Genomic DNA, 24,601 nt, shown 5'->3' with positions numbered 1-24,601 from the left:
TACTTGAAAGTGAACAACAAGGGATATATACTACTATTAGTACCAGGTAATAATGGTAGTTATCCTTCTTGTGGGAGGAACGTACATGCGGGTACCTAAAAAAGAGCGACAAACTGAACTACAGCATACAATTGAACAAAATCCGTTCATTACGGATGAAGCATTAGCCACTCATTTCAATGTCAGTATCCAGACCATTCGACTGGACCGGATGGAAATGAAGATTCCGGAATTACGTGAACGGATTAAACACGTCGCGACGGAACGGCTAGATGATGTGCGTACATTGACTGAAAATGAAGTCATTGGTGATATGATTGACCTGAAACTAGATACATCGGCAATTTCGATTTTAGAAATCCTACCGGAACACGCGTTCAGCCGAAATGCCATTGCCCGCGGACATATTTTGTTTGCCCAAGCCAATTCATTAGCCATCGCCTTGATTGATGATGAACTGGCTTTGACGACAAAAGCCAACGTCCAGTTTACACGGTCCGTTCACGTCGGTGAACGTGTCGTGGCAAAAGCATTCGTCAGTTCGCACCGGCAGGATGGCCGATCGGACATCAACGTCGAGAGTTTTGTCGGCGATGAGTGTGTGTTCATCGGTGAATTTACGGTGTATCGAAGTAGTAAGGAGGAGTCAAAATGATTTTAGCAGTAGACGCAATGGGAGGAGATCATGCTCCACGCGCCATCGTAGAAGGAGTCGTTCAATTTTTAGCAGAGCGTCCGACGGAACAAATTGAAATCCGTCTGGTCGGCGACGAATTGAAATTACGTTCGTATGACATCAAGGATCCGCGTGTGAAAATCGTTCACGCCGCATCCGTCATTACCGGAGAAGACGAACCGGTCCGAGCAATCCGTCGCAAGAAAGACAGCTCACTCGTGGTGGCTGCAAACCTGGTGAAATCAAATGAAGCAGATGCTTTGATTTCAGCAGGCAACACGGGTGCACTCATGACAGCCGGATTGTTCGTGATTGGTCGGATTGAAGGGATTGACCGTCCGGCATTAGCGCCGACGTTCCCGACACGAAATGGAAAAGGGGTCGTCATCTTGGATGTCGGTGCCAATCCAGACGCAAAAGCCGAACATCTTTTGGATTATGCGATCATGGGGTCGGTCTACGCAGAACAAGTCAGAGGAATCAAACAACCGAAAGTGGCCTTGCTGAATATCGGATCAGAAGCCGGTAAAGGGAATGCCCTGACGAAAGAGACCTATCCTCTGCTTGAGACCGCGCCCATCCATTTTGTCGGGAATGTCGAAGCGCGAGAAGCGATGAGCGGGGAAGTGGATGTCATCGTGACGGAAGGCTTCGCCGGAAACACGCTGTTAAAGAGCACAGAAGGCGCCGCCAGTATGATCATGGGCGTCATGAAAGAACAATTCATGAGTTCATTCAGTTCAAAAATCGCGGCTTTGATTTTAAAACCGAAGCTGAAAAAAATGAAACAACTGCTTGCTTATGAAGAATACGGCGGAGCCGGATTATTCGGGATTGCCGCTCCGGTCATCAAAGCCCACGGTTCGAGTAATGCCTACGCGTTCAGCAGGGCGTTGGTACAAGCAGAGCAGATGGTCGAACAGCAGGTAGTTACAAAAATCATCGAGGCAAAAAAAACGAAAGAAATCTAAAGGGGTGAGACGGATGGGTAAAACGGTTTGGATGTTCCCAGGTCAAGGATCACAAATGCCAGGAATGGGACAAACACTTCTCCATCATGAAGAGTCACGTCAAGCATTGATGGACCTCGGGACACGGATTGGTCTTGATTTAACGGATCTGTTGACGACAGGGACAAAAGAAGATTTGAAACCGACGGAAATCGCACAACCTGCCATCGTTGCACACAGTACGTTGCTTGCGAATCGTTATGCGGCGCTTGGTCATCGGCCGGACTTCGTACTCGGACATAGCGTCGGAGAGTACAGTGCACTCGTTGCCGCATCTGTCTTAACGGCAAGTGAAGCAGTTTATCTCGTACGCGAACGAGGAAATCTGATGAATCAAGTGACGGGCGGGACGATGGCAGCTGTCATCGGTTTAAACGACGTCGAAGCAGCCCATCATGCTGTCGAGTCCATTGCGGCAACGGGAGAAATCGTTCAAATCGCCAATTACAACTGTCCCGGACAATTCGTGATTTCAGGACAAGTTGCAGCTGTCGAGACGGCGACTGCGAAATTAAAAGAGTTGGGCGCGAAACGTGTCCTGCCGCTTGATGTATCAGGAGCATTCCACTCGTCGTTAATGACACCGTTTGCCTCACGGTTCGAAGATATCTTAGTTTCTTCACCATTCCAGGCGGCAAAAACGAAATTCATCTCGAATGTCGACAGTGATTTCCACGATCAGCCGGATGAGTTGATCCGTTTACTTGTCCAACAATTGTATTCACCGGTTCGTTTTGAAGCCTGTGTGGAAAAATTGATTGCAGAAGGTGCGGATACATTCATTGAATTCGGTCCTTCGTCACCGCTCAGCGGTCTCGTCAAGCGGATTAAAAAAGACGTCAAGATTGTCAGCATCACGACACTTGAACAATTGGAAGCGGAGGCGATTCGTTGAATAAGGTAGCACTCGTCACAGGCGCCTCACGTGGAATCGGAGCCGCTATCGCCAAACGGTTGGCGGCAGACGGATTCCGGATCGTCGTGAACTACGCCGGGAATACAGCAAAAGCAGAAGAAGTTGTTTCGGCTATCGTCGATGCGGGCGGTGAGGCCATCGCCGTCCAGGCAGACGTGGCTGATGCCGAGCAAGTCAAGGCATTGCTGAAAACGGCACTCGATACTTACGGTCAGTTGGATTGTGTCGTCAACAATGCCGGAATCACGCGTGACGGTCTGTTAATGCGAATGAAAGAAGCAGATTTCGATGCGGTTCTAAACACCAATTTAAAAGGTGCGTTTCTTGTGACACAAGCGGCGACGCGGCCATTATTAAAAACGAGCGGTCGCATCATCAATATTGCTTCCGTCGTCGGCATTACCGGTAATCCCGGTCAAGCTAACTATGTAGCGGCGAAAGCGGGACTGATCGGATTTACGAAGTCGGTCGCACGTGAACTGGCAAGTAAAGGCGTTACGGCAAATGCGATTTGTCCCGGTTTCATTGAAACCGATATGACGGATGAATTGACAGAAGCGCAACGTAATCAGACGCTCGATCAAATTCCGTTAAAACGATTTGGTCAGACGGACGATATCGCATCGCTCGTCAGTTTCATCGCATCAGACAATGCCCGTTACATCACTGGTCAAACTTTGGCAGTCGATGGCGGCATGACAATGTAAGTGAACTGTGGTAGTACTTTGCCAAATTGGCAATCATCTTATATACTCAACTCATGGAGGGATTTTAAAATGACAAAAGAACAAATTTTAGTAGACGTGCAAGAAGCAATCGCAGAGAAGTTAGGGAAAGAACAGAGTGAAATCACACTCGACAAATCGTTTAAAGACGATCTCGGAGCAGATTCACTTGAAGTCATGGAACTCGTCATGGATCTCGAAGATAAATTCGAAATCACAATCGAAGATGACCAAGCAGAAAACTTAAAAACAGTCGGCGATGTCGTTAGCTACATCGAAACACAAGTCTAATATATGAAGCTGAACCCACCGCGTATTTGCGGTGGGATTTAGCTGTTTAGGAGGCATTATGACAAATCAAAAAGGACGTCGTGTCCGAAAAGGACCCTATGTAAAGCGACGCAAAGACTCACGGGCTTTGGCGCAAATTGAACAGAAGTTCGGACAGCTCCAGGAACGGCTGGATATTCATTTTGCGAATGTAGAACTATTAAAACAAGCATTTACACATTCTTCGTTTGTGAATGAGCAGCGTGAATCAGACGGGGATAATGAACGTCTTGAATTTCTGGGTGACGCGGTACTTGAATTGACAGTCTCCCGTTATCTCTTTCAACACTACCCGGAACGTTCCGAGGGGGAATTAACAAAGCTGCGTGCGGCCATCGTCTGTGAGCCGTCACTGGTCCAGTTCGCGAATCATTATGAGTTTTCTGAAATGATTCTACTTGGTAAAGGAGAGGAACTGACAGGGGGAAGAAATCGTCCGGCACTACTCGCGGATGTATTTGAAGCCTTCATCGGTGCCTTATACCTCGATCAAGGGATTGAAGCTGCAGAACGATTCCTCGCCGAAGCGGTTTTTCCGAAAGTGGCGTCTGGATTTTTTGAAGAACAAACTGATTTTAAAAGTCAGCTCCAAGAAGCAATCCAGCGGGTCGGACTGGGACAAATCGAGTATGAAATCATCGAAGAACGCGGACCGGCACACAGTCGGGAGTTTATTTCACGCGTGCACATCGCGGATAAGCTGGAAGGCATCGGGACCGGCCGCTCGAAAAAAGAAGCAGAACAGCAAGCTGCCAAACAAGCCTTGCTTGAACTGAAAAACAGCTTTTGACATGAAAAAAGGCACCCATTTCAAAATGGAGTGCCTTTTTGTGAGGAATCTTAAACAGTTTTCAGTGATTTCAGTTCATCGACGATGGCATCGACTTCTGCCAATGTCAACGACTCACGCATCATGACGAAATCATAAATCTCTTTTAAATCGTCATTTTTTGTTCCGTCGAATTGTTCCGCCTTGATGACGCCTTTGTTAATGATGTTCAATTTATCCAGGATCTCTACGATCATTTGTTCAATTGTCATGTCTTAAAATCTCCTCTTCATCTCTTTAAGCCTAACATTACCATAAAAGCTACCATTTTGTAGACCTTTCGGCTATGGTAAACTAAAAGAAAATCAAAAAGAAATTTAAACATATGGGTGGTCAAGATGTACTTAAAACGAATTGAAATCAATGGCTTCAAGTCATTTGCTAGTCGGACGGAGCTCGACTTCCTTCCGGGAGTCACGGCTGTCGTCGGACCAAATGGCAGCGGGAAGTCCAATATATCGGATGCAGTGCGTTGGGTGCTCGGTGAGCAGTCGGCTAAATCATTACGTGGTGCGAAGATGGAAGATGTCATCTTTGCCGGAAGTATCTCGGAACATCGGAAACAATTTGCGGAAGTCACCCTTGTGCTCGACAATGAATCGGGGACGGTCGCTTTGCCGTATCAAGAAATCAATGTAACGCGGCGTGTCACGCGAAACGGAGACAGTGATTACTTCTTAAATAAAAAACCGTGTCGTTTAAAAGACGTGCTTGATTTATTCATGGATACCGGGTTGTCCCGCGATGCGTTTGCCATCATCGGTCAAGGACGGGTCGAACAAGTCATTTCCGGGAAACCGGAAGAACGGCGCTCTGTCATCGAAGAGGCAGCCGGTGTTTTGAAATACCGGAACCGTAAAAAACAAGCCGAAAGAAAGCTGACGGATACAGAAACAAATCTTTCCCGTGTCGATGATATTCTGTACGAACTGGGTGGACGAATTGAGCCGTTACGGGAACAAGCGTCACTGGCAAAAGAATTTTTAGTAGCCCGTGAACGGTATGACTTCTTGGAACGGGGAATCATTGCGACCGAAATCGAGCAGTATATGACGCAACTCACTGACGTGTCGACGGAAATCGAATCCTGCCAAGCCCAACTGCTTGCGGAGCAGGAGCGGTTGCAAGAAACAATAGCGACAAGGGAAACACAAGAAACATCGTTAGAAGAGAAGCGGCGCTTAGAAACGGAAATGCAGGACCGCCTGCGGCTCGTATCGACGAAACTCGTTGAAATCGAAGGGGCTTTAAACCTGGCGAAAGAAAGGGAAAAGCACGGAGCGGAAATGAAGGCGCGTCTCGAACAGGAAGTAACGGTTGCAGAACAACGGGTAGCACAAATCGAACAAGAAGAACAGACGGTGCTGAAGCAACAGCAAGAGACACAACAATTGTACCTTCAAACAGTCGCAAAACGGGAACAAGCCGATGCCGCCTTATCTTACTCCGACCGGGACTTTGAAAAAGAAGCCGAACAATTGCGTTCGGAAGCGTTTGAAGTAGCGAGCCGGTTGGCAGCGACGACCAATGCATACCATCGGGCGCAACAAGATCTGTTACATGCCGAAGAGCAGCAACGGAGTTTTTCGGAAAACGTCGGCTCAAAACAAACGGATCGTTCGACGTATGAAGCCGAAACCATTCGTCTTGCAGAACAGGTAGAAGAATTACGGAATCGCTTGGAAACATTGCGTCAGGAAGAAAAGACACAGCAAGACCAGCATCGCCAGCAACAGGATACGTTGCGCCAAATGGAACAATCGATCATCGACCTTCACCGACGCCGCGATAAGACCGAAGACCGGATTGAATTTCTGGAATCCGTCAAAGCCGACTACAGTGGTTATTTCGGAGCCGTCAAAACCGTCTTAAAACAGCGGGACCGGATTGCCGGTATCCACGGTGCCGTCGCGGAACTGATCACCGTTCCCGCCCGCTTCGAGGCGGCGATTGAGACCGCACTGGGCGGCGCGATGCAAAACGTCGTCGTCGATACCGATGTGACGGGACGGAAACTGATCCAAGAGTTGCGCCGGCTGAATGCGGGGCGTGCGACATTTATGCCGCTCTCGTCGATTCAGCGCCGGGAACTGAGTGCTTCCGTTCAACAAAGCGTGTCAGGGATGCCAGGATATCTCGGTGTCGCAAGTCAACTGGTCACGACGCGGGAAGACTTTACGAAATTAAAAGATAATCTGCTTGGGACGACACTCGTTGTCGAATCACTTGAACAAGCCAATGCCATCGCCCGTTCCACCGGACACCGTTACCGGATCGTGACGCTCGAGGGTGACGTCGTTAACGTCGGCGGATCGATGACGGGAGGCAGTCGTAAAAAAGGAACACCGCTCTTCAGCCAATCCCGTGAACTGGAAGAGTTGCAGGCGGGATTGAAACAAGGTCAAGCTGTCATTCGTGAACAAGAGCGTCGGCGTGATGAAATGAAAACAGCCATGCAACAACTCGTCGGCTCGCTGGAAACAAATACCCGTGATATTCAATTGGTTCAAGCACAGTTGGAAAGTGTTCGCGAAGCCTACACGGATGCGAAGCGCAGTCTAGCCGTCACATCTTCTGAATTATCGGTCCACGACGGTCAATTGACCCGTCTCGCTGAACAAGCGGCAGAGGCGAAGTCCATCATCGCGGCATCAGAGCAGGACATGGAACGGTTAACGAACCGGCAAGCGGAATTGCGGCAAGCGATCGATCAACTGAAGGAAGCACAGTCACGCGGAGCAGTTGCGGTCGAAGAATTAAAGCAACAGCAAGCGGAAGCCTTGCTTGAGGAACGGACGGTCAGCATGACACATGACCAAATCGACCGTGAGGTAACACGCCTCCGTGAGACATTGAGTCATGCAAAATTAGAACGAAGTCATAAACGCCGTGATCTGAAGCATGTCCTGGAAGGATTCGACGAAGCGAAGATTGATGCCCTGCACACTGAGAAAACGCAGATGCAACAGGAACAAACTTCAGTCGAACGCGAATTGACGCATGTGACGGCAGAAATTCAGCAGGCGGCAGAAAACTTACGTCTGTTACGGATTCAGGAAGCGAAACTGGCAGAAGCCCGGCAAGCAACGACACAGCGTCTCGATCAAGCCCGGCTTACTCAGGGACGGCTCAGTACACGCCTTGAGACCCGTCATGAGACACTTGAAGAAATGGGGCTGGTTGCCGAGTTGATTCAACCGCTGACGATCTCTTTCGAGGAGGCAAAGGAAGAATTGCATCTTCTGAAACGACAACTCGAGGAAATCGGGATTGTCAATCTTGGTGCGATTGAAGAGTTTGCCGAAGTCGATCAACGTTTTACGTTCCTGTCCACGCAACGCGACGATCTGGTCAGTGCGAAGACCGATTTATATGCGGTCATCGAAGAAATGGACCGGGAAGTCATCCGGCTGTTCAAACAGACGTACACAGCGGTCCGGGAACATTTCCGGGAAACGTTCCGCGAACTGTTTGGCGGCGGAGAAGCCGACTTGATTCTCGTCGACCCTACAGATCTGTTGACAAGCGGTATTGATATCGTGGCTAAACCGCCCGGTAAAAAGTTACAGAACCTGTCCTTGTTGTCGGGCGGAGAACGAGCACTGACAGCGATTGCTTTATTGTTTGCTATCTTAAAAACACGACCGGTTCCGTTCTGTGTTCTTGATGAGGTCGAAGCAGCCCTCGATGAGGCGAACGTCGCCCGATTCGGAGAGTTCGTTCATCAACTGGCACGTGAGACCCAGTTCATCATCATCACCCACCGTAAGGGAACGATGGAGTCAGCTGATGTCCTGTATGGTGTGACGATGCAACAAAACGGTATTTCCGAAGTATTATCCGTTAAACTGGAAGAAGCGAGACGGACATTAAGCGAAGAAGTAGAACCAAAGGGGATAAAAAAATGAGTTTCTTTAAAAAGTTAAAAGACCGGTTGACGACTTCGACACAAGAAGTGACATCGAAGTTTACGGAAGGTTTGACGAAAACACGGGACGGACTGGCGAATGCCGTCAATGATCTCGTCTACCGCTTCCGGGAAGTCGACGAAGATTTTTTCGAAGAGTTGGAAGAAGTATTGATTCAGGCCGATGTCGGTGTCACGACGACGATGGATCTTGTCGAAAAGTTAAAAGTTGAAGTCAAACGTAAAAACGTTAAGGATACAAAAGAAGTGCGTGACGTACTTGTCGAAGTTGTCGCCAACATGCTGGTGGAAGAAGAAGAGTCCGAACTTGATCTCAGTCATGAACTCAATGTGATCTTATTTGTCGGTGTCAACGGCGTCGGGAAAACGACGACAATCGGTAAACTGGCGAATCGTCTGAAAAACGAAGGCAAAACGGTAATGCTCGCAGCCGGCGATACATTCCGGGCCGGTGCAATCGACCAACTTCAAGTCTGGGGTGAACGTTCCGGTGTTCCGGTCATCCGTCAGGGAGAAGGATCGGATCCGGCGGCAGTCATCTATGATGCTGTCCAGGCCGCAAAAGCACGCCGTGTCGATGTGCTGATTTGCGATACAGCCGGTCGTCTGCAAAACAAAGTCAATTTAATGAATGAACTTGAAAAAGTAAAACGTGTCATCGAACGGGAAATTCCGGGAGCACCGCATGAAGTATTGCTTGCGCTTGACGCGACGACGGGTCAAAATGCAATGGTTCAAGCCAAAGCCTTTAAACAGGCGACCGATGTCAGCGGAATCGTTCTGACGAAGCTTGACGGAACGGCGAAAGGCGGAATCGTTCTTGCGATTAAGAATGAGCTGGATCTGCCGGTGAAATTCGTCGGTCTCGGTGAAAAAATCGATGACTTACAACCGTTCGATGCCGAACAATTCGTCTATGGATTATTCGGGGATGTCTTTGAAGAAAAAGAAACAGTCGAAGAAGTCCGAGAAGAGGACTGACCTCGATTTCCTTGTAAAGAAAAAAACTTGACAACACACTGTGAGGGCTGTACTATACTATCTGTAAAGGAATTTCACTTAACAACCGTGGAGGTGCTCGAATGACACTTGATAAGACGAACCGGATGAATTATCTGATTGACTTTTATCAGGAGCTTTTGACGCCGAAACAACGGAATTATATGTCACTCTATTATCTGGATGACTTTTCGTTAGGTGAGATCGCCGATGAGTTTGAAGTCAGCCGACAAGCAGTCTACGACAACATAAAACGTACGGAAGCGATGCTTGAACAATATGAAGAACGACTGGGTCTGTTTGCAAAGTATGAACAGAGAAAGTTACTCCTTGATCAGTTAAAGCAACTTGACCTTCCGAGCGAAGCTCACGTGACCATTGCGGCACTTGAGCAATTAGAGTAGGGGGCAATTTCATGGCATTCGAAGGATTATCGGAACGGCTTCAAGCCAGCCTCGCTAAAATGCGGGGTAAAGGTAAGATTTCTGAAGCGGACGTAAAAGAAATGATGCGTGAGGTCCGCCTTGCGTTATTAGAAGCTGACGTCAACTTCAAAGTCGTTAAACAATTCGTAAATGATGTGAAAGAACGTGCAGTCGGGCAAGATGTCATGACGTCTCTCACACCAGGTCAGCAAGTCGTCAAAATCGTCCATGACGAATTGACGAAACTGATGGGGTCAGAAGTTTCTCCGTTGACGTTATCGAACCGTCCGCCAACCGTCATCATGATGACCGGTTTACAAGGGGCAGGTAAGACGACGACGGTCGGAAAACTCGCGAATCATTTACGGAAGAAACAAAATCGCAGTCCACTGCTCGTCGCAGCGGATATTTACCGACCGGCTGCGATCAAACAGCTCGAGACGTTAGGGAAACAACTCGAACTGCCGGTTTTCTCAATGGGAGATCAGGTCAGTCCACAAGAGATTGTTACGAACGCTCTCGACTATGCAAAAGAGCATCACCACGATATCGTGTTGATCGATACGGCGGGACGCTTACATATCGACGAGGACCTGATGCAGGAACTGGTTGATGTGAAAGAAATCGCCAAACCAAATGAAATTTTCCTTGTCGTCGATTCAATGACGGGTCAGGACGCTGTCAATGTCGCGCAAAGCTTTAATGAAAAGCTGGGTGTGACAGGTGTCGTCTTGACGAAGCTCGACGGGGATACTCGAGGCGGAGCAGCACTCTCCATCAAGGCAGTCACCGGAGCACCGATTAAATTCGTCGGTCTTGGAGAGAAGCTGGACGCAATCGAGCCATTCTATCCAGAGCGGATGGCGTCACGGATTCTCGGCATGGGAGATATGCTGACGCTGATTGAAAAAGCGGAGTCTCAAATGGACGCAACACGCGCCAAAGAGCTCGAAGGCAAAATGCGCGATGCATCGTTCACGTTTGACGATTTCATCGAGCAGTTACAGCAAGTGAAACAGATGGGTCCTTTGGATGAGTTGTTAGGAATGATTCCGGGTGCCGGTAAAGGAAAGATGAAGGGTCTGAAAAATGCCCAAATCGATGAGAAGCAACTCGTCTATGTCGAAGCGATTATTCAATCGATGACAAAACGAGAGCGGACTGAACCGGAAATTCTCAATGCCAGTCGTCGGAAACGGATTGCGCGCGGCAGTGGTCGCAGCATTCAAGAAGTAAACCGATTGATTAAGCAATTTGAAGACATGCGGAAGATGATGAAACAATTCTCCGGCCAAATGGGCAAAGGGAAAAAGAAAGGCGGCTTTGGCCTCCCATTCTTCTAAAAGTCTTTTCACTTTTGCTGGAACGTTGTATACTAGTGAAGTTGTCAATTTGACTAAACGAAAAAAATTATTTACTATTTGGAGGGACTTACGAATGGCAGTTAAAATTCGTCTTAAGCGCATGGGCGCAAACAAATCACCTTTCTACCGTGTGGTAGTAGCAGACTCACGTGCACCACGTGATGGTCGTTTCATCGAGCAAATCGGATACTACAACCCGGTTGCTAAACCAGAAGCAGAAGTAAAACTTAACGAAGAGCTTGCTCTTAAATGGCTCGCTGAAGGTGCTAAACCTTCGGACACAGTTCGTAACCTCTTCTCAAAAGCTGGTATCATGGAGAAATTCCACAACGCGAAACTCGCGAAGTAAGACTATTGGAGGTGAGCGAAAGCTTACCTCCTTTTTGTATGGCAAAATAATAACAAGAAATAAGACTTGTGGATAAGGAAGTGAAACAGATGGAATGGTTGGAAGTCGCAAAAATCGCCAACACGCACGGTTTGAAAGGCGAATTGAAACTCCTCGCAAGCACGGATTTTCCGGAACAGCGTTTTAAAGTCGGTAATGAGGTATTTCTTGAGTCGAACGGAATCTACACGCCGTTTATGATCAGCAGTTACCGCAAACATAAACAATTCATCATGGTGACGTTTAAAGGCATGCAACACATCAATGATGTCGAGAAATATAAAGGCTTGAAACTGTATGTGCATCCGGAAGCCTTACAAGAGCTCGGAGAACATGAATTTTATTACCATGAAATCATCGGCTGTACCGTCTTTGACGGTGAGGATGAAATTGGTGTCGTATCCGAGATTCTCGAGACGGGCGCAAACGACGTCTGGACGATCAAACGTCCCGGCAAAAAAGATGTGCTGATTCCCTATATCGAACAAGTCGTCGCTTCAATTGACGTCGAAGCCAAACGGATTCAAATCACACCGTTACCGGGTTTGATAGAAGGATGAACATCACGGTCCTGACGCTATTTCCGGAAATGTTCACGGCACTGAATCACTCGATTGTCGCCCGTGCGCAAGAGGAGAAACGGATTGAACTCAACTATGTCAATTTTCGGGACTACTCGACGAATCGTCATGGTCGTGTCGATGATTCCCCCTACGGCGGTGGGGCAGGCATGTTATTGATGCCCCAACCGATTTTTGACGCAATCGCCGACTTGCCTGAAGCAAAACGGCGTATCATTGCGTTGACACCAACAGGGCGTCGGTTTGATCAACGTCTTGCGGAAGAATGGTCCAAAGAAACGGATCTTGTCTTTTTATGCGGTCATTATGAAGGGTTCGACCAACGGGTTCATGATGAACTGGTGACAGATGAAGTCTCACTTGGCGATTTTGTTCTGACCGGCGGCGAACTTGCAGCCATGACGATGATCGATGCGACGGTTCGCCTGTTGCCGGATGTTCTCGGAAAGGCCGCGAGCCATGAAGACGACTCGTTTTCGACCGGTCTGCTCGAATACCCGCATTACACACGGCCGGCTGATTTTCGCGGTTTGACGGTCCCGGAAGTTTTATTGTCGGGTAATCATGCCCGGATTGAAACTTGGCGCCGTGAACAGGCATTGAGACGGACGCTTGAGCGGCGACCGGATTTACTCGAAACGGCCGACCTGTCCGAGACCGACCGCCGTTACCTGCAATCAATTTCAGGATTGTCAAACGACTGAAACTGTGATAAGTTAAAACATGTGGCAAAAGCCACCTATTAACGATGTTCCGCTGTTGGATGCCAGAGGCAAATGAAGATACGAACATTGGTGAAAAAAGGAGAAATCATTCATGAACACACAACAATTGTTCCGTGAAATTACACAAGAACAAATCAAGTCAGACGTCCCTGCATTCCGTCCTGGTGATACAGTCCGCGTCCACGTTAAAGTCGTCGAGGGAACGCGTGAGCGGATCCAGCTTTTCGAAGGCGTAGTCATCAAACGTCACGGTGGCGGCATCAGCGAAACGTTTACAGTTCGTAAGATTTCTTACGGAGTTGGCGTTGAGCGTGCATTCCCGCTTCACTCACCACGTGTTGCGCAAATCGAAGTCGTTCGTTACGGTAAAGTCCGTCGTGCGAAACTTTACTACCTCCGTAACCTTCGTGGTAAAGCGGCTCGTATTAAAGAAATTCGTCGTTAATCATGTGAAAAAGTGGCTTGTCTCCGGACAAGCTTCTTTTTTTTATCGTTTATGCGTATACTAGGTTTAGGCAAGAGATTGAGTTGAAGGAGTGGAACGCGTGAAGGAGTTATTTAGTTGGATTAAGGCGCTAGTCGTGGCGCTCGTAATTGCGTTCATCATCCGAACGTTTTTATTCGTCCCGGTTATCGTGGACGGCGAATCGATGATGCCGACCTTACACAATTCGGACCGAATGATTGTCAATAAGGTTCCTTATTATTTCAATGAACCGGAACGGGGGGACATCGTGGTCTTCCATGCGACAGAAACACGGGACTACATCAAACGTGTGATTGCTGTTCCAGGTGATACGATGTACTACAAAGATGATACGTTATACGTCAACGATAAAAAAGTCGAGGAACCTTATCTGAACGAATTTAAGGCACAGATGAACGGTGTTCCTTTAACAGAAGACTTTACATTGGAAGAAAAAACAGCGCAAAAGACTGTTCCAAAAGGAAAAGTGTTTGTGATGGGAGATAACCGTCAAAACTCGAAAGACAGCCGTGATATCGGTTTTGTGGACGAGGATCAAATCGTCGGTACGACGAATTTCGTCTTCTACCCGTTTAATGATGTCCGGTCCGTTGATTGATGACGGCGATCCTCTTTCAAGAAACGAAGTTCACAAAATGTGGACTTCGTTTTTTTGTTCGGACGGGGACAGGGTTCTTTTCTGTCGAAAAGTTGCGTATACTAGAGAATGGATCGTTTCTCTCGAACAGACGGTGAATCGGTAACACGGGACACGACGTATATATCGTTCATTATTAGCAGTCCAAGCACTATGAAAACTTGAGGTGGAAGAAATGACAATACAATGGTTCCCGGGACACATGGCGAAAGCACGCCGTGAAGTGACGGAAAAATTAAAATTGATTGATGTCGTCATCGAATTAGTCGACGCACGTTTACCGATGTCGAGCCGTAATCCGATGGTCGAACAAATCACAGCAGGCAAACCACGACTGATCGTCCTGAATAAATCAGATATGGCGGATGCCCGGCTGACGGAAAAATGGATGCATGCACTCCGTAAAGACGGTGTCGACGTCATCGCCGTGGATGCGAAGCACAGTAAAGGGTTGGGTCAGATTCATGAAGGTGCCTTACGCTTGATGAAAGACAAACATGACCGGATGCGGGATAAGGGACGGAACCCGAGTGCGATTCGCGCGTTGATCATCGGGATTCCGAACGTCGGAAAATCAACCTTGATCAATCGGTTGGCCGGACGGAACATCGCAATCACAGGCGACCGTCCAGGTGTAACGAAACGTCAACAATGGATCAAAATGAAAACAGGTGAAATGGAACTACTCGATACACCGGGAATTCTTTGGCCGAAGTTCGATGACCAGCTTGTCGGTTACCGTTTAGCGGCGACGGGTGCCATTAAAGATGATATCCTGAATATCGATGATATCGCCTTGTTTGCAATCCGAGAGCTCAAGTCCCGTTATCCGGAGCAACTGAAAGCCCGTTATCGGTTACAGGATGTGTCAGGTGAAGCCGTCGAAGTGCTCGAAGCGATCGGTAAAAACCGCGGTTTCGTAACAGGCGGTTATGTCGACTTTGAACGGACAAGTGAAATGTTGCTTCATGAGCTACGGACGGAGAAAATTGGTCGTGTCACGCTCGAGACCGTCGAAGAGTGGGCAACCGTCACAGAATAAGACAGGCTTGGGTTTCTCATGATGAGAAATCCAAGCTTTTTTCAAAAAGGAGCTACGTCATGAACATAACGGAAATCAAAACCCGATTGGCACACGTTTCGCAGGAAGAATTGGAACAATTTAAAAAGGAATTCGCCGAAGATGGCCGAAAAGGTGTTGTCACGGCCTTGAAACAAGCAGAACGCCGATTGTTACAGGAAGAGCAGCAACGTGTCCAGTTCCAGGAACGGTCCCTGTTCGAAGACCGGTACCGTGCACAAGGGCATCAGCGAATTGCCGGAGTGGATGAAGTCGGCCGTGGACCGCTCGCCGGTCCCGTTGTCGCAGCAGCCGTCATCCTGCCGGCCGGCTTTTATCATCCCGGATTGACGGATTCAAAACAGATGTCCAAAAAGCAACGAAGCGCCGCTTATCAACATATTCAGGAGGTCGCAGAAGTCGCAATCGGTATCATCGAGCCGGAAGAGATCGACCGGATCAACATCTATCAGGCCTCGAAGCAAGCGATGCAACAGGCTGTTGCTCAGTTGACACCGGATGCCTTGTTAGTGGATGCAATGACACTCGATGTCGATCTTCCGCAAGAGTCCCTGATCAAAGGAGATGCGCGGAGCGTCTCGATTGCAGCGGCGAGTGTCATCGCTAAAGAAACACGGGATACGATGATGGAACAATACGCCGTTCTCTATCCGGAGTACGGTTTTGATCAACATGCCGGGTACGGGACAGCACAACACTTACAGGCACTCGATCGTGTCGGGGTGACACCGATTCACCGGAAGACATTTAAACCGGTCCTCGACCGACTTTAGGAGGTAAACCATCGTGCAGATTGAACATCGGGCCTTACTGCCTTTTAAAATCATTGATGCGACCAACCAACCGTTGCGTGAAGGGGCCAACGTCATCGGCAAAGTATTGAAGCTGCTTCCGGACGGTCTGATGGAACTGCAGGTTGGTCAACGTGTCTTGACGGCAGGAACGACAGCCGAGCTGAAAGAAGGTGCGACCTACCGTTTTACCGTCACGAGCACAGATGGACAACCGGTTCTAAAAATCATAGCAGAAGAGTCCGCACCAAATAAGGCGACAGTCTTACCGGCCTTTAACCGGTTAACCCACTTTTCGAATGACTCGATCCCGCAAACGACGCGGGATGTGTTGCAACAGCTGGGGCAAAAAGTGATGGAAGGATCCGGAACGGCATTTAAACAAGCAATCATCGAATTGGTCCAACTCGCTCGGCATGCGGACGGCATGACGGAAGGACAATTGGACCGGAAGACCAGTGATCAAGTGCTCGCCCAACAAGTCATTCAAGCAACGAATGAAACCGGGCGCGGTATTTTTTTGTTTCAATTACCGCAATTCGGCCCTTTTGAGGAAGTCGATATCACAATGGAAGCGCCGTTTGATCAAAAAGAATTTAATCCCGATCACGCCCGCATCGCTTTTTACTTAAAACTGCCGAAAACCGGTGAAATCGCATTGGATTTATTAATTACGGATCGAAAGATTGCGATTTCCGTTTTTCATCCGGATGAGCGGATAGCAACGTTCATGTCCCATTATCAGCCGACTATCGAGCAGCGTCTGCACGAGCAAGGGTATGATTTGATTCGTTTTGAACAGATCGAATCGGAAAAAGAACGGATTTCATTTCAACCGACGGATCGAAACGGAAGGGTGGACTATCAGATATGAAAAAAGCCATCGCCTTATCGTATGAGGAACAGATGCAGGCGCCTAAGGTCGTCGCGAAAGGATCGGAACGGGTCGCGGAACGAATTCTTGAAGAGGCGTTACAGCACAACATTCCAATCCGTGAAGACGCGACACTGATTACATTGCTCAATACCGTTCAAGTCTCGGAACAAATTCCAAACGAATTATACGGAGTCATTGCCGAGTTGTTTGCCTTTTTATATCAGCTCGATCAAACGGAAATTTTGAAGAAATAAATGCTTTCGGTCGATAACGATAGACAGCGCTTCCAATTTTAACTACAATGAAAGAGCCGAAACTAAAGGGGTTAAGGGGGATTTTTTCATGAATGTACATGAATATCAGGCAAAAGAGTTACTTCGTTCGTACGGTGTACCTGTTCCGAACGGAATTGCAGCATTTACAGTCGAAGAGGCAGTCGATGCAGCAGAACAATTGTCAGGTCCGATCAAAGTCGTAAAAGCACAGATTCACGCAGGGGGTCGCGGTAAAGCCGGTGGTGTTAAATTGGCTAAATCGCAAGAAGAAGTGAAAGAATTCGCGACAGAGTTACTCGGCAAAACACTCGTCACGCATCAAACAGGTCCAGAAGGTAAAGTCATTCAACGTCTTCTTGTTGAAGAAGGTTGTGCGATTGACAAAGAATACTATCTCGGGATTGTCCTTGACCGTGTAACGGGACGTGTCGTCATCATGGGTTCAAGTGAAGGCGGAATGGATATCGAGGAAGTCGCAGAAGCAACTCCGGAAAAAATTATCAAAGAAGTAGTGGATCCGGCAGTCGGCTTACAAGCTTTCCAAGCGCGTAAACTGGCGTTTGCAATGGGTGTTCCGGTTAAGCTTGTCAACAAGTTCGTCGGCATGGTGACGAAATTGTATACATTCTTCGTCGATAAAGACTGTTCAATCGCTGAGATCAATCCACTCGTCACAACAAAAGACGGTGATGTTTTGGCACTTGATGCAAAACTGAACTTTGATTCAAACGCGTTATACCGTCATGCCGATGTCGTTGCACTTCGTGACGAAACGGAAGAAGATCCACGCGAAGTGGAAGCTTCTAAAAATGACTTAAACTATATTGCACTTGACGGAAACATCGGATGTCTCGTCAACGGTGCAGGACTTGCCATGGCGACGATGGATATCATCAAGCACTTCAGCGGCGATCCGGCAAACTTCCTTGATGTTGGCGGCGGTGCGACGAAAGAGAAAGTAACAGAAGCCTTTAAATTGATTTTGTCGGATGAGAACGTCAAAGGAATTTTCGTTAACATTTTTGGTGGAATCATGAAATGTGACGTCATTGCAGAAGGTATCGTTGCAGCAACAAAAGAAGTGGGCTTAGAATTGCCACTCGTCGTCCGTCTCGAAGGAACAAACGTCGATGCCGGAAAACAAATTCTCAAAGATTCAGGTCTAGCGATTACAGCAGCTACATCAATGGCAGACGGCGCAGAAAAAATTGCTGCGCTCGTGAAGTAAGGGGGAGCTAAGGATGAGTATTTGGGTAAATGAATCAACAAAAGTCATCATTCAAGGAATTACAGGGAATCAAGGAATGTTCCACGGTGAACAGATGATTGATTACGGAACGAACCTCGTCGGTGGTGTGACACCAGGAAAGGGCGGCACAGAAGTATTAGGTGTACCGGTCTTCGATACAGTCGCTCAAGCAGTCGAAAAAACAGGTGCCAATGCTTCGATCATCTATGTACCGCCTGCATTTGCAGCGGATGCCATCATGGAAGCGGCAGATGCGAACATCGCCTTGATCATCTGTATCACGGAAGGAATTCCGGTTCTTGATATGGTCAAAGTAAAACGTTACCTGGACGGAAAACCCGTTCGTCTGATTGGACCAAACTGTCCGGGTGTGATTACACCGGGCGTTGCGAAACTCGGAATCATGCCTGGATACATTCATACACCAGGTCACGTTGGTATCGTTTCTCGTTCTGGAACGTTGACGTACGAAGCGGTTCATCAATTGACGACAGCAGGAATTGGTCAATCTACTGCAGTCGGAATCGGTGGCGATCCGGTCAACGGAACAGACTTCATCGATACGCTCAAAGCGTTCAATGAAGATCCGGAAACAAAAGCCGTCATCATGCTTGGTGAAATCGGTGGAACGGCAGAAGAAGAAGCGGCAGAGTGGGTCAAAGCCAACATGACGAAGCCGGTCATCGGATTCATCGGTGGACAGACAGCGCCTGAAGGCAAACGGATGGGTCATGCCGGTGCTATCATTTCAGGTGGTAAAGGAACTGCTGCAGAAAAAATCAAAACACTTCGTGCCAACGGGATCGAAGTGGCAGAAACACCAGCAATCATTGGTGAGACGTTAATTCGTGTCATTAAAGAAGCCGGTATTTACGATGAATGTGTCACAGGTTCAACTGTGAACTAAACAAGATGTCAGCTGTCCTGATCTAATCAGGACGGCTTTCTTCTATATAAAAGGAGCGTAATGAATGGAGAGAGAACTGTATGCACGTTTTGCGACTTGCCGGGTTCCGTATTCAATCGTTGTCTTGATCGAGCAGTACGGTCTTTTACCGGTAGAGGATTTGCCTGTGTCGAGATCCATCAAAAACCGCTATCAGCAAGCCCTACAATTGGATCAAGTCCCAACGAACCTTCTTGTTCCGGGAGATCCGTATTTCCCAATGCCGTTACTTCAGATTCCTCAACCCGTCTATGGACTTTTCTTCAGTGGTGATCCTTCCTTATTGAGACAGCCGATGATCAGTATCATCGGAAGCCGTCAACCTTCTCCTTCTCACTCAAAACGTCTATCTTTCTTACGTCCATTTTTTGAATCGCCGTTCGTTACCGTGTCGGGTGGCGCACTTGGTATTGATTCTCTCGTACACCGTCTTTCCCTCAAACATCATCAGGCGACGATTGCCGTACTAGCGAGCGGGTTTGACTTTTTGTATCCTGCAAGGCATGCGCCGTTGTTTCAACGGATTCAACAAGACGGACTGCTTTTATCGGAATATCCTGCTCCGACACCCGTCAAAAAACATCAATTTTTAGAAAGAAACCGGATCATCTCAGGTTTGGCATCAGGATTGATCATCGTCGAAGCGACACGGAAAAGTGGGACGATGAATACAGCCGGACATGCGCTTGAACAAGGAAAAGACGTGTACTGCATTCCGGGATGTCCGACGGAAAAACACTTTCAAGGAACAAATCAATTGATTGCAGAAGGCGCGATTCCACTCTTAAATCCGGAAGAAGTTTCAAAAAGTATCTTGATGAACGTTGACAAATGGGAATCGAGACTACTATGATAAGTGAGATTAAAATACGAGTACGCCTCTAATAGGGAGCGATTGTAATGGCAAAATATTTAGTAATTGTCGAATCACCTGCAAAGGCAAAAACCATCAAACGTTATCTCGGTTCAAACTATACCGTGAAAGCTTCGATGGGACATGTCATCGACTTACCGAAAAGTCAAATGGGTGTTGACGTAGAACATGACTATGAACCAAAGTATATTACGATTCGTGGTAAAGGGCCGGTTTTAAAGGAATTGAAAACGGCCGCTAAAAAAGCACAAAAAATTTATCTCGCAGCCGACCCGGACCGTGAAGGGGAAGCGATCGCTTGGCACTTAGCGAAAGCCCTCGGTGTCGATGAATCGACAGAATGCCGGGTTGTCTTTAATGAAATCACAAAAGACGCCATCAAAGATTCGTTCAAGAGACCCCGCAAGATCAACTACGATCTTGTCGATGCACAACAGGCACGGCGTATCTTGGACCGTCTTGTCGGTTACAGCATGAGTCCGTTACTTTGGAAGAAAATTAAAAAAGGTTTGTCAGCAGGACGTGTTCAATCGGTTGCCGTGAAGATGATCATCGACCGCGAACAGGAAATCAACGCCTTTTTACCGGAAGAATATTGGACGATCAAACTGGAGCTTGATGCAAACGGCGAAAAGCTGGAAGCGAATTTTTACGGAATTGACGGAAAGAAACGTGAACTGCACTCGGAAGAAGAAGTCAATGAAGTATTGGCTAAACTATCCAAGTCCTTTACGGTCGATTCCGTGACGAAAAAAGAACGCCGGCGTAATCCGGCCTTGCCGTTTACGACGAGTTCGCTCCAACAGGAAGCAGCCCGTAAGCTGAACTTCCGTGCGAAAAAGACGATGATGATTGCCCAGCAGTTATATGAAGGAATCGAGCTCGGAAAAGAAGGGACAGTCGGTTTGATCACCTACATGCGAACAGACTCGACACGAACTTCTGAAACGGCGAATCTCGAAGCGCACGGCTTCATTGAAAATGCGTACGGAAAAGAATATATCGCTGTTGAGAAACGGAAAGAGAAAAAAGCGGCAAATTCGCAAGATGCCCACGAAGCCGTTCGTCCGACGTCGACGATGCGTGATCCGCAGCTTGTCAAATCGTATTTGTCCCGGGATCAGTTCCGGTTATACAAATTGATTTGGGAACGGTTTGTTGCCAGTCAGATGGCTCCGGCTGTTCTCGATACTGTAAAAGTGGATTTGGTTTCAAACGATGTCATGTTCCGCGCAAACGGTTCAACGGTTAAATTTGCTGGATTCATGAAAGTCTATATTGAAGACACAGATGATGAGACGGTAACGGACGTCAAGGACGGATTATTACCGGCGCTTGAAGACGGAGAAGTCTTGGAACAGGAAATGATTGAACCGAAACAGCATTTTACGCAACCACCACCGCGGTATACAGAGGCACGCCTCGTCCGGGCGATGGAAGAACTCGGAATCGGTCGTCCGTCGACCTATGCCCCGACACTGGATACGATTCAAAAACGCGGCTATGTGACGCTGGAAGAGAAAAAATTCCTGCCGACTGAACTCGGAGAGCTGGTCATCGACATGATCAGTGATTATTTCCAAGAATTTATCACCGTTCAATTTACGGCGGATATGGAAGCCTTACTTGACGCGATTGAAAAAGGTGACATGCAGTGGACCGAAGTCGTTGATCCGATTTATAAATCGTTCGAAAAACGACTGACGCGTGCTGAAGCCGAAATCGAAAAAATCGAAATCAAAGATGAACCAGCCGGAGAAGATTGTGAAGTCTGCGGTCACGCGATGGTCATCAAGATGGGACGTTACGGTAAATTCATGGCGTGTTCGAACTTCCCCGAATGTCGGAACACCAAACCGATTCAAGTTGAAATCGGTGTCAAATGTCCGACGTGCGGAACAGGTGAGATCGTCGAACGCCGGAGTAAAAAAGGCCGTTTGTTCTATGGCTGTTCCAATTATCCGGAATGTGAATTCGTCTCATGGGATAAACCGGTTGAAGAACCATGTCCGGTTTGTAGCAGTATGATGGTACAAAAGAAAATCAAGAACGGTGTGAAAGTAGAATGTACGTCTTGTGGACATCATGAAACACGCATCGATCAGGAGCAAGAGGAGGAATGACCGATGAAACGGGTAACCGTAATCGGCGCCGGACTCGCAGGTTCTGAAGCAGCATGGCAACTTGCGAAACGCGGTGTACAAGTAGATTTATATGAAATGCGACCAGTCAAGCAGACACCTGCTCACCATACGGATCAGTTTGCCGAACTCGTCTGCTCGAACTCACTGCGGGCGAATCAACTGACGAATGCAGTCGGCGTATTAAAAGAAGAAATGCGACAACTTGACTCACTCATCATGAAAGCAGCTGACTTGGCAAGTGTGCCGGCAGGCGGAGCACTCGCTGTCGACCGGCATGACTTTGCCGGATATGTGACGGAAACATTAAAAAATCATCCAAACGTCACGGTTCATCATGAAGAACTTGAAGCGATTCCGGAAGGTCCGACCATCGTTGCAACAGGTCCCCTTACAAGTGCCGCTTTGTCCGAATCACTGAAGCAGTTTACCGGAGAAGACTATCTGTACTTCTTTGATGCTGCCGCGCCGATTCTTGACGGTGATACGATTGACCGCGATAAGGTGTATTTAAAGTCACGTTACGATAAAGGAGAAGCGGCTTACTTGAACTGTCCGATGACAGAAGAGGAGTTTACGCATTTCCATAACGAGTTGATCAAAGCGGAAGTCGTTCCTTTAAAGGAATTCGAGAAGGAAATCTACTTCGAAGGGTGTATGCCGTTTGAAGTACTGGCGTCACGCGGACCGAAGACACTGTTATTCGGACCGATGAAACCGGTTGGTCTCGAAGATCCGAAAACCGGTAAACGTCCGTATGCCGTTGTTCAATTGCGTCAGGATAACTCAGCCGGGACACTGTTTAACCTGGTCGGTTTCCAAACGCATTTGAAGTGGGGCGAGCAAAAACGGATCATCCGTTTGATTCCGGGTCTTGAAAATGCCGAAATCGTCCGTTACGGTGTCATGCACCGGAACACGTTCGTCAATTCACCGAACCTGTTGCAACCGACGTATCAAACGCGGACACGTCATGACCTGTTCTTTGCCGGTCAGATGACAGGGGTTGAAGGATACGTTGAATCGGCGGCATCCGGTTTGACGGCAGGAATCAATGCGGCACGTCTCGTCAATGAGGCGGAACCGGTCGCTTTCCCGAAAGAGACGATGATGGGTGCAATGGCACATTACATCACGACGACGGAAGGAAAGAACTTCCAGCCGATGAACGCAAACTTCGGATTGGTACCGGGACTTGTCGGACAGACAGGTCGTATGAAGAAACCTGAAAAATATGCGCTCCTTGCCGAGCGGGCATTAGAAGCGATTAAAGACTTTACCGATATGTAAGTGAGATGGGGGAGAAGACGCAATCCAGCGTTCTTTTCTCCCATTTCTTGATTTGTCATAAAAGCGTGATAATTTTGTCATTTTTCCGATTTTTGGTCTATTGTCAGACTACTTACGGTGTGCTATGCTAAGGGCGATTCGAGTATGAAATGGTTAGAAGGGGGCTCATCCATGGGAGTAGACTTAGAGTTTGACGTACTGCGAAAATCGTTTTTACGGTATGTACACATCGAACGTCAATTATCTCCAAATACGGGCCGTTCTTATGATCAAACACTTCGACAATACGCCGCTTTTTGCCTCGATCATCAGCTGGGATCGATTGAATTGGCAACTGCACGGCGTTATTTGTTTGCTCTTTATGATCAAAAAGCATCTAAATCAACGATTGCTCAAAAAGTATCTTGTTTGAAACAGTTCGGGCGTTTTGTGACACGGGATACAAATGATGTCAATCCATTTGAAGGATTAAAGGCACCAAAGCGTGTCCAAACGCTGCCGACGTTTTTAGTCCCATCAGAATACGAACGATTTTTAGAAGTCTTCCGAACGTCGGATGCATTAGGTGTACGGAATGTGGCATTGATTGAGTTGCTATATGCAACAGGGATGCGTGTCAGTGAATTAGCCGGATTGAACGTAAAAGATTTAGATTCGGACTTGGAATATGTTCATGTATACGGAAAAGGACGAAAAGAACGGATTACACCGATCGGGTCATTTGCGAGAAAAGCCTTGACCGACTATTTGGCAGAACGACAACCGACCGAGGACGAGGAACAAGCCGTTTTTCTTTCCCGTTCAGGCCGTCGTCTGACAACGGACGGAATTCGGAAAATCTTAAAAAAGGCAGACCCCTTTTTATCGAAACATGTGACACCACATGCTCTACGACATAGTTTCGCGACCGACTTACTGGAACGTGGAGCAGATTTACGAGCGGTGCAAGAATTGCTTGGGCATGCTTCATTATCGACGACAGGGCAATATACACACGTCACGACGGAGCGGCTACGACATGTTTATCAGCAAGCGCATCCGCGTGCCTAAGGGAGGA

26 protein-coding genes are annotated in these 24,601 nt (G+C 47.8%); 25 read left to right on the top strand and 1 reads right to left on the bottom strand.

The window, feature by feature from the left end; genetic code table 11:
- Positions 1-85 precede the first annotated feature (85 nt).
- The 6 genes from fapR to rnc all read left to right on the top strand — a co-directional run bounded on the left by fapR (position 86) and on the right by rnc (position 4,447).
- On the top strand, positions 86-655 hold the full coding sequence (gene fapR, locus EXIG_RS09805) for a transcription factor FapR (RefSeq protein ID WP_012370781.1): 570 nt from the start codon (positions 86-88) through the stop codon (positions 653-655).
- Positions 652-1,647 (top strand): phosphate acyltransferase PlsX, encoded by a 996-nt coding sequence (gene plsX / locus EXIG_RS09800; protein WP_012370780.1) that lies wholly within the window; start codon positions 652-654, stop codon positions 1,645-1,647. The genes fapR and plsX overlap by 4 nt, the downstream gene beginning before the upstream one ends.
- Before the next feature lie 13 nt (positions 1,648-1,660).
- Positions 1,661-2,581, top strand: a complete 921-nt coding sequence (gene fabD, locus EXIG_RS09795) for an ACP S-malonyltransferase (RefSeq protein WP_012370779.1) — start codon at positions 1,661-1,663, stop codon at positions 2,579-2,581.
- Positions 2,578-3,309, top strand: coding sequence for a 3-oxoacyl-[acyl-carrier-protein] reductase (fabG, locus tag EXIG_RS09790; RefSeq protein ID WP_012370778.1), 732 nt, complete (start codon positions 2,578-2,580; stop codon positions 3,307-3,309). Before fabD ends, fabG begins: the two co-directional genes overlap by 4 nt.
- A gap of 69 nt (positions 3,310-3,378) precedes the next feature.
- Positions 3,379-3,618, top strand: a complete 240-nt coding sequence (gene acpP, locus EXIG_RS09785) for an acyl carrier protein (RefSeq protein ID WP_012370777.1) — start codon at positions 3,379-3,381, stop codon at positions 3,616-3,618.
- 58 nt (positions 3,619-3,676) lie between these two features.
- Positions 3,677-4,447 carry a ribonuclease III gene (gene rnc, locus EXIG_RS09780; protein WP_012370776.1) on the top strand — a complete coding sequence of 257 codons (771 nt, stop codon included), beginning with the start codon at positions 3,677-3,679 and terminating at the stop codon, positions 4,445-4,447.
- Positions 4,448-4,497: 50 nt separating this feature from the next.
- Here the strand turns inward: rnc and EXIG_RS09775 are convergent, their stop codons facing one another.
- A complete protein-coding gene (locus EXIG_RS09775) occupies positions 4,498-4,698 on the bottom strand; it encodes a DUF1128 family protein (protein ID WP_012370775.1) in 201 nt (66 codons plus the stop codon).
- A 126-nt stretch (positions 4,699-4,824) separates the two neighbouring features.
- Between EXIG_RS09775 and smc the strand changes: the two genes are divergently transcribed.
- The 19 genes from smc to EXIG_RS09680 all read left to right on the top strand — a co-directional run bounded on the left by smc (position 4,825) and on the right by EXIG_RS09680 (position 24,594).
- Positions 4,825-8,394 carry a chromosome segregation protein SMC gene (gene smc, locus EXIG_RS09770; RefSeq protein WP_012370774.1) on the top strand — a complete coding sequence of 1,190 codons (3,570 nt, stop codon included), beginning with the start codon at positions 4,825-4,827 and terminating at the stop codon, positions 8,392-8,394.
- On the top strand, positions 8,391-9,395 hold the full coding sequence (ftsY, locus tag EXIG_RS09765) for a signal recognition particle-docking protein FtsY (protein ID WP_012370773.1): 1,005 nt from the start codon (positions 8,391-8,393) through the stop codon (positions 9,393-9,395). The genes smc and ftsY overlap by 4 nt, the downstream gene beginning before the upstream one ends.
- A gap of 101 nt (positions 9,396-9,496) precedes the next feature.
- Complete coding sequence (locus EXIG_RS09760; RefSeq protein WP_012370772.1) at positions 9,497-9,817, top strand: putative DNA-binding protein; 321 nt, start codon at positions 9,497-9,499, stop codon at positions 9,815-9,817.
- Positions 9,818-9,828: 11 nt separating this feature from the next.
- Positions 9,829-11,181 (top strand): signal recognition particle protein, encoded by a 1,353-nt coding sequence (ffh, locus tag EXIG_RS09755; RefSeq protein ID WP_012370771.1) that lies wholly within the window; start codon positions 9,829-9,831, stop codon positions 11,179-11,181.
- 94 nt (positions 11,182-11,275) lie between these two features.
- Entirely contained in the window at positions 11,276-11,551 is a 276-nt protein-coding gene (gene rpsP, locus EXIG_RS09750) for a 30S ribosomal protein S16 (protein WP_012370770.1), read from the top strand.
- A gap of 89 nt (positions 11,552-11,640) precedes the next feature.
- Positions 11,641-12,150 carry a ribosome maturation factor RimM gene (rimM, locus tag EXIG_RS09745; protein ID WP_012370769.1) on the top strand — a complete coding sequence of 170 codons (510 nt, stop codon included), beginning with the start codon at positions 11,641-11,643 and terminating at the stop codon, positions 12,148-12,150.
- Complete coding sequence (gene trmD / locus EXIG_RS09740; RefSeq protein ID WP_012370768.1) at positions 12,147-12,875, top strand: tRNA (guanosine(37)-N1)-methyltransferase TrmD; 729 nt, start codon at positions 12,147-12,149, stop codon at positions 12,873-12,875. The genes rimM and trmD overlap by 4 nt, the downstream gene beginning before the upstream one ends.
- Before the next feature lie 112 nt (positions 12,876-12,987).
- The gene (gene rplS, locus EXIG_RS09735; RefSeq protein WP_012370767.1) at positions 12,988-13,341 is read left to right on the top strand and encodes a 50S ribosomal protein L19; all 354 of its coding nucleotides are present in this window, start codon (positions 12,988-12,990) and stop codon (positions 13,339-13,341) included.
- A gap of 100 nt (positions 13,342-13,441) precedes the next feature.
- Positions 13,442-13,981: a signal peptidase I gene (lepB, locus tag EXIG_RS09730; RefSeq protein ID WP_012370766.1), complete on the top strand. Its 540-nt coding sequence runs from the start codon at positions 13,442-13,444 to the stop codon at positions 13,979-13,981.
- Positions 13,982-14,195: 214 nt separating this feature from the next.
- Positions 14,196-15,062 (top strand): ribosome biogenesis GTPase YlqF, encoded by an 867-nt coding sequence (ylqF, locus tag EXIG_RS09725; protein ID WP_012370765.1) that lies wholly within the window; start codon positions 14,196-14,198, stop codon positions 15,060-15,062.
- A 59-nt stretch (positions 15,063-15,121) separates the two neighbouring features.
- On the top strand, positions 15,122-15,874 hold the full coding sequence (gene rnhB / locus EXIG_RS09720; protein WP_012370764.1) for a ribonuclease HII: 753 nt from the start codon (positions 15,122-15,124) through the stop codon (positions 15,872-15,874).
- Positions 15,875-15,887: 13 nt separating this feature from the next.
- Entirely contained in the window at positions 15,888-16,766 is an 879-nt protein-coding gene (locus EXIG_RS09715) for a TP0910 N-terminal domain-containing protein (protein ID WP_012370763.1), read from the top strand.
- The gene (locus EXIG_RS09710) at positions 16,763-17,023 is read left to right on the top strand and encodes an EscU/YscU/HrcU family type III secretion system export apparatus switch protein (RefSeq protein ID WP_012370762.1); all 261 of its coding nucleotides are present in this window, start codon (positions 16,763-16,765) and stop codon (positions 17,021-17,023) included. The genes EXIG_RS09715 and EXIG_RS09710 overlap by 4 nt, the downstream gene beginning before the upstream one ends.
- A gap of 88 nt (positions 17,024-17,111) precedes the next feature.
- Positions 17,112-18,272, top strand: coding sequence for an ADP-forming succinate--CoA ligase subunit beta (gene sucC / locus EXIG_RS09705; protein ID WP_012370761.1), 1,161 nt, complete (start codon positions 17,112-17,114; stop codon positions 18,270-18,272).
- A 13-nt stretch (positions 18,273-18,285) separates the two neighbouring features.
- Positions 18,286-19,200, top strand: coding sequence for a succinate--CoA ligase subunit alpha (gene sucD / locus EXIG_RS09700; protein ID WP_012370760.1), 915 nt, complete (start codon positions 18,286-18,288; stop codon positions 19,198-19,200).
- 64 nt (positions 19,201-19,264) lie between these two features.
- Positions 19,265-20,092: a DNA-processing protein DprA gene (dprA, locus tag EXIG_RS09695; protein ID WP_012370759.1), complete on the top strand. Its 828-nt coding sequence runs from the start codon at positions 19,265-19,267 to the stop codon at positions 20,090-20,092.
- 47 nt (positions 20,093-20,139) lie between these two features.
- On the top strand, positions 20,140-22,236 hold the full coding sequence (topA, locus tag EXIG_RS09690; protein ID WP_012370758.1) for a type I DNA topoisomerase: 2,097 nt from the start codon (positions 20,140-20,142) through the stop codon (positions 22,234-22,236).
- A gap of 3 nt (positions 22,237-22,239) precedes the next feature.
- Complete coding sequence (trmFO, locus tag EXIG_RS09685) at positions 22,240-23,544, top strand: FADH(2)-oxidizing methylenetetrahydrofolate--tRNA-(uracil(54)-C(5))-methyltransferase TrmFO (RefSeq protein WP_012370757.1); 1,305 nt, start codon at positions 22,240-22,242, stop codon at positions 23,542-23,544.
- Positions 23,545-23,715: 171 nt separating this feature from the next.
- On the top strand, positions 23,716-24,594 hold the full coding sequence (locus tag EXIG_RS09680) for a tyrosine-type recombinase/integrase (RefSeq protein ID WP_012370756.1): 879 nt from the start codon (positions 23,716-23,718) through the stop codon (positions 24,592-24,594).
- The last annotated feature ends 7 nt before the right edge of the window (positions 24,595-24,601 follow it).

It is taken from the genome of Exiguobacterium artemiae 255-15 (genome assembly GCF_000019905.1).
GTDB lineage: Bacteria > Bacillota > Bacilli > Exiguobacteriales > Exiguobacteriaceae > Exiguobacterium_A > Exiguobacterium_A artemiae.
The sequence above is the reverse complement of the archived record's forward strand: the minus strand, read 5'-3'. Positions and strand labels throughout refer to the sequence as shown.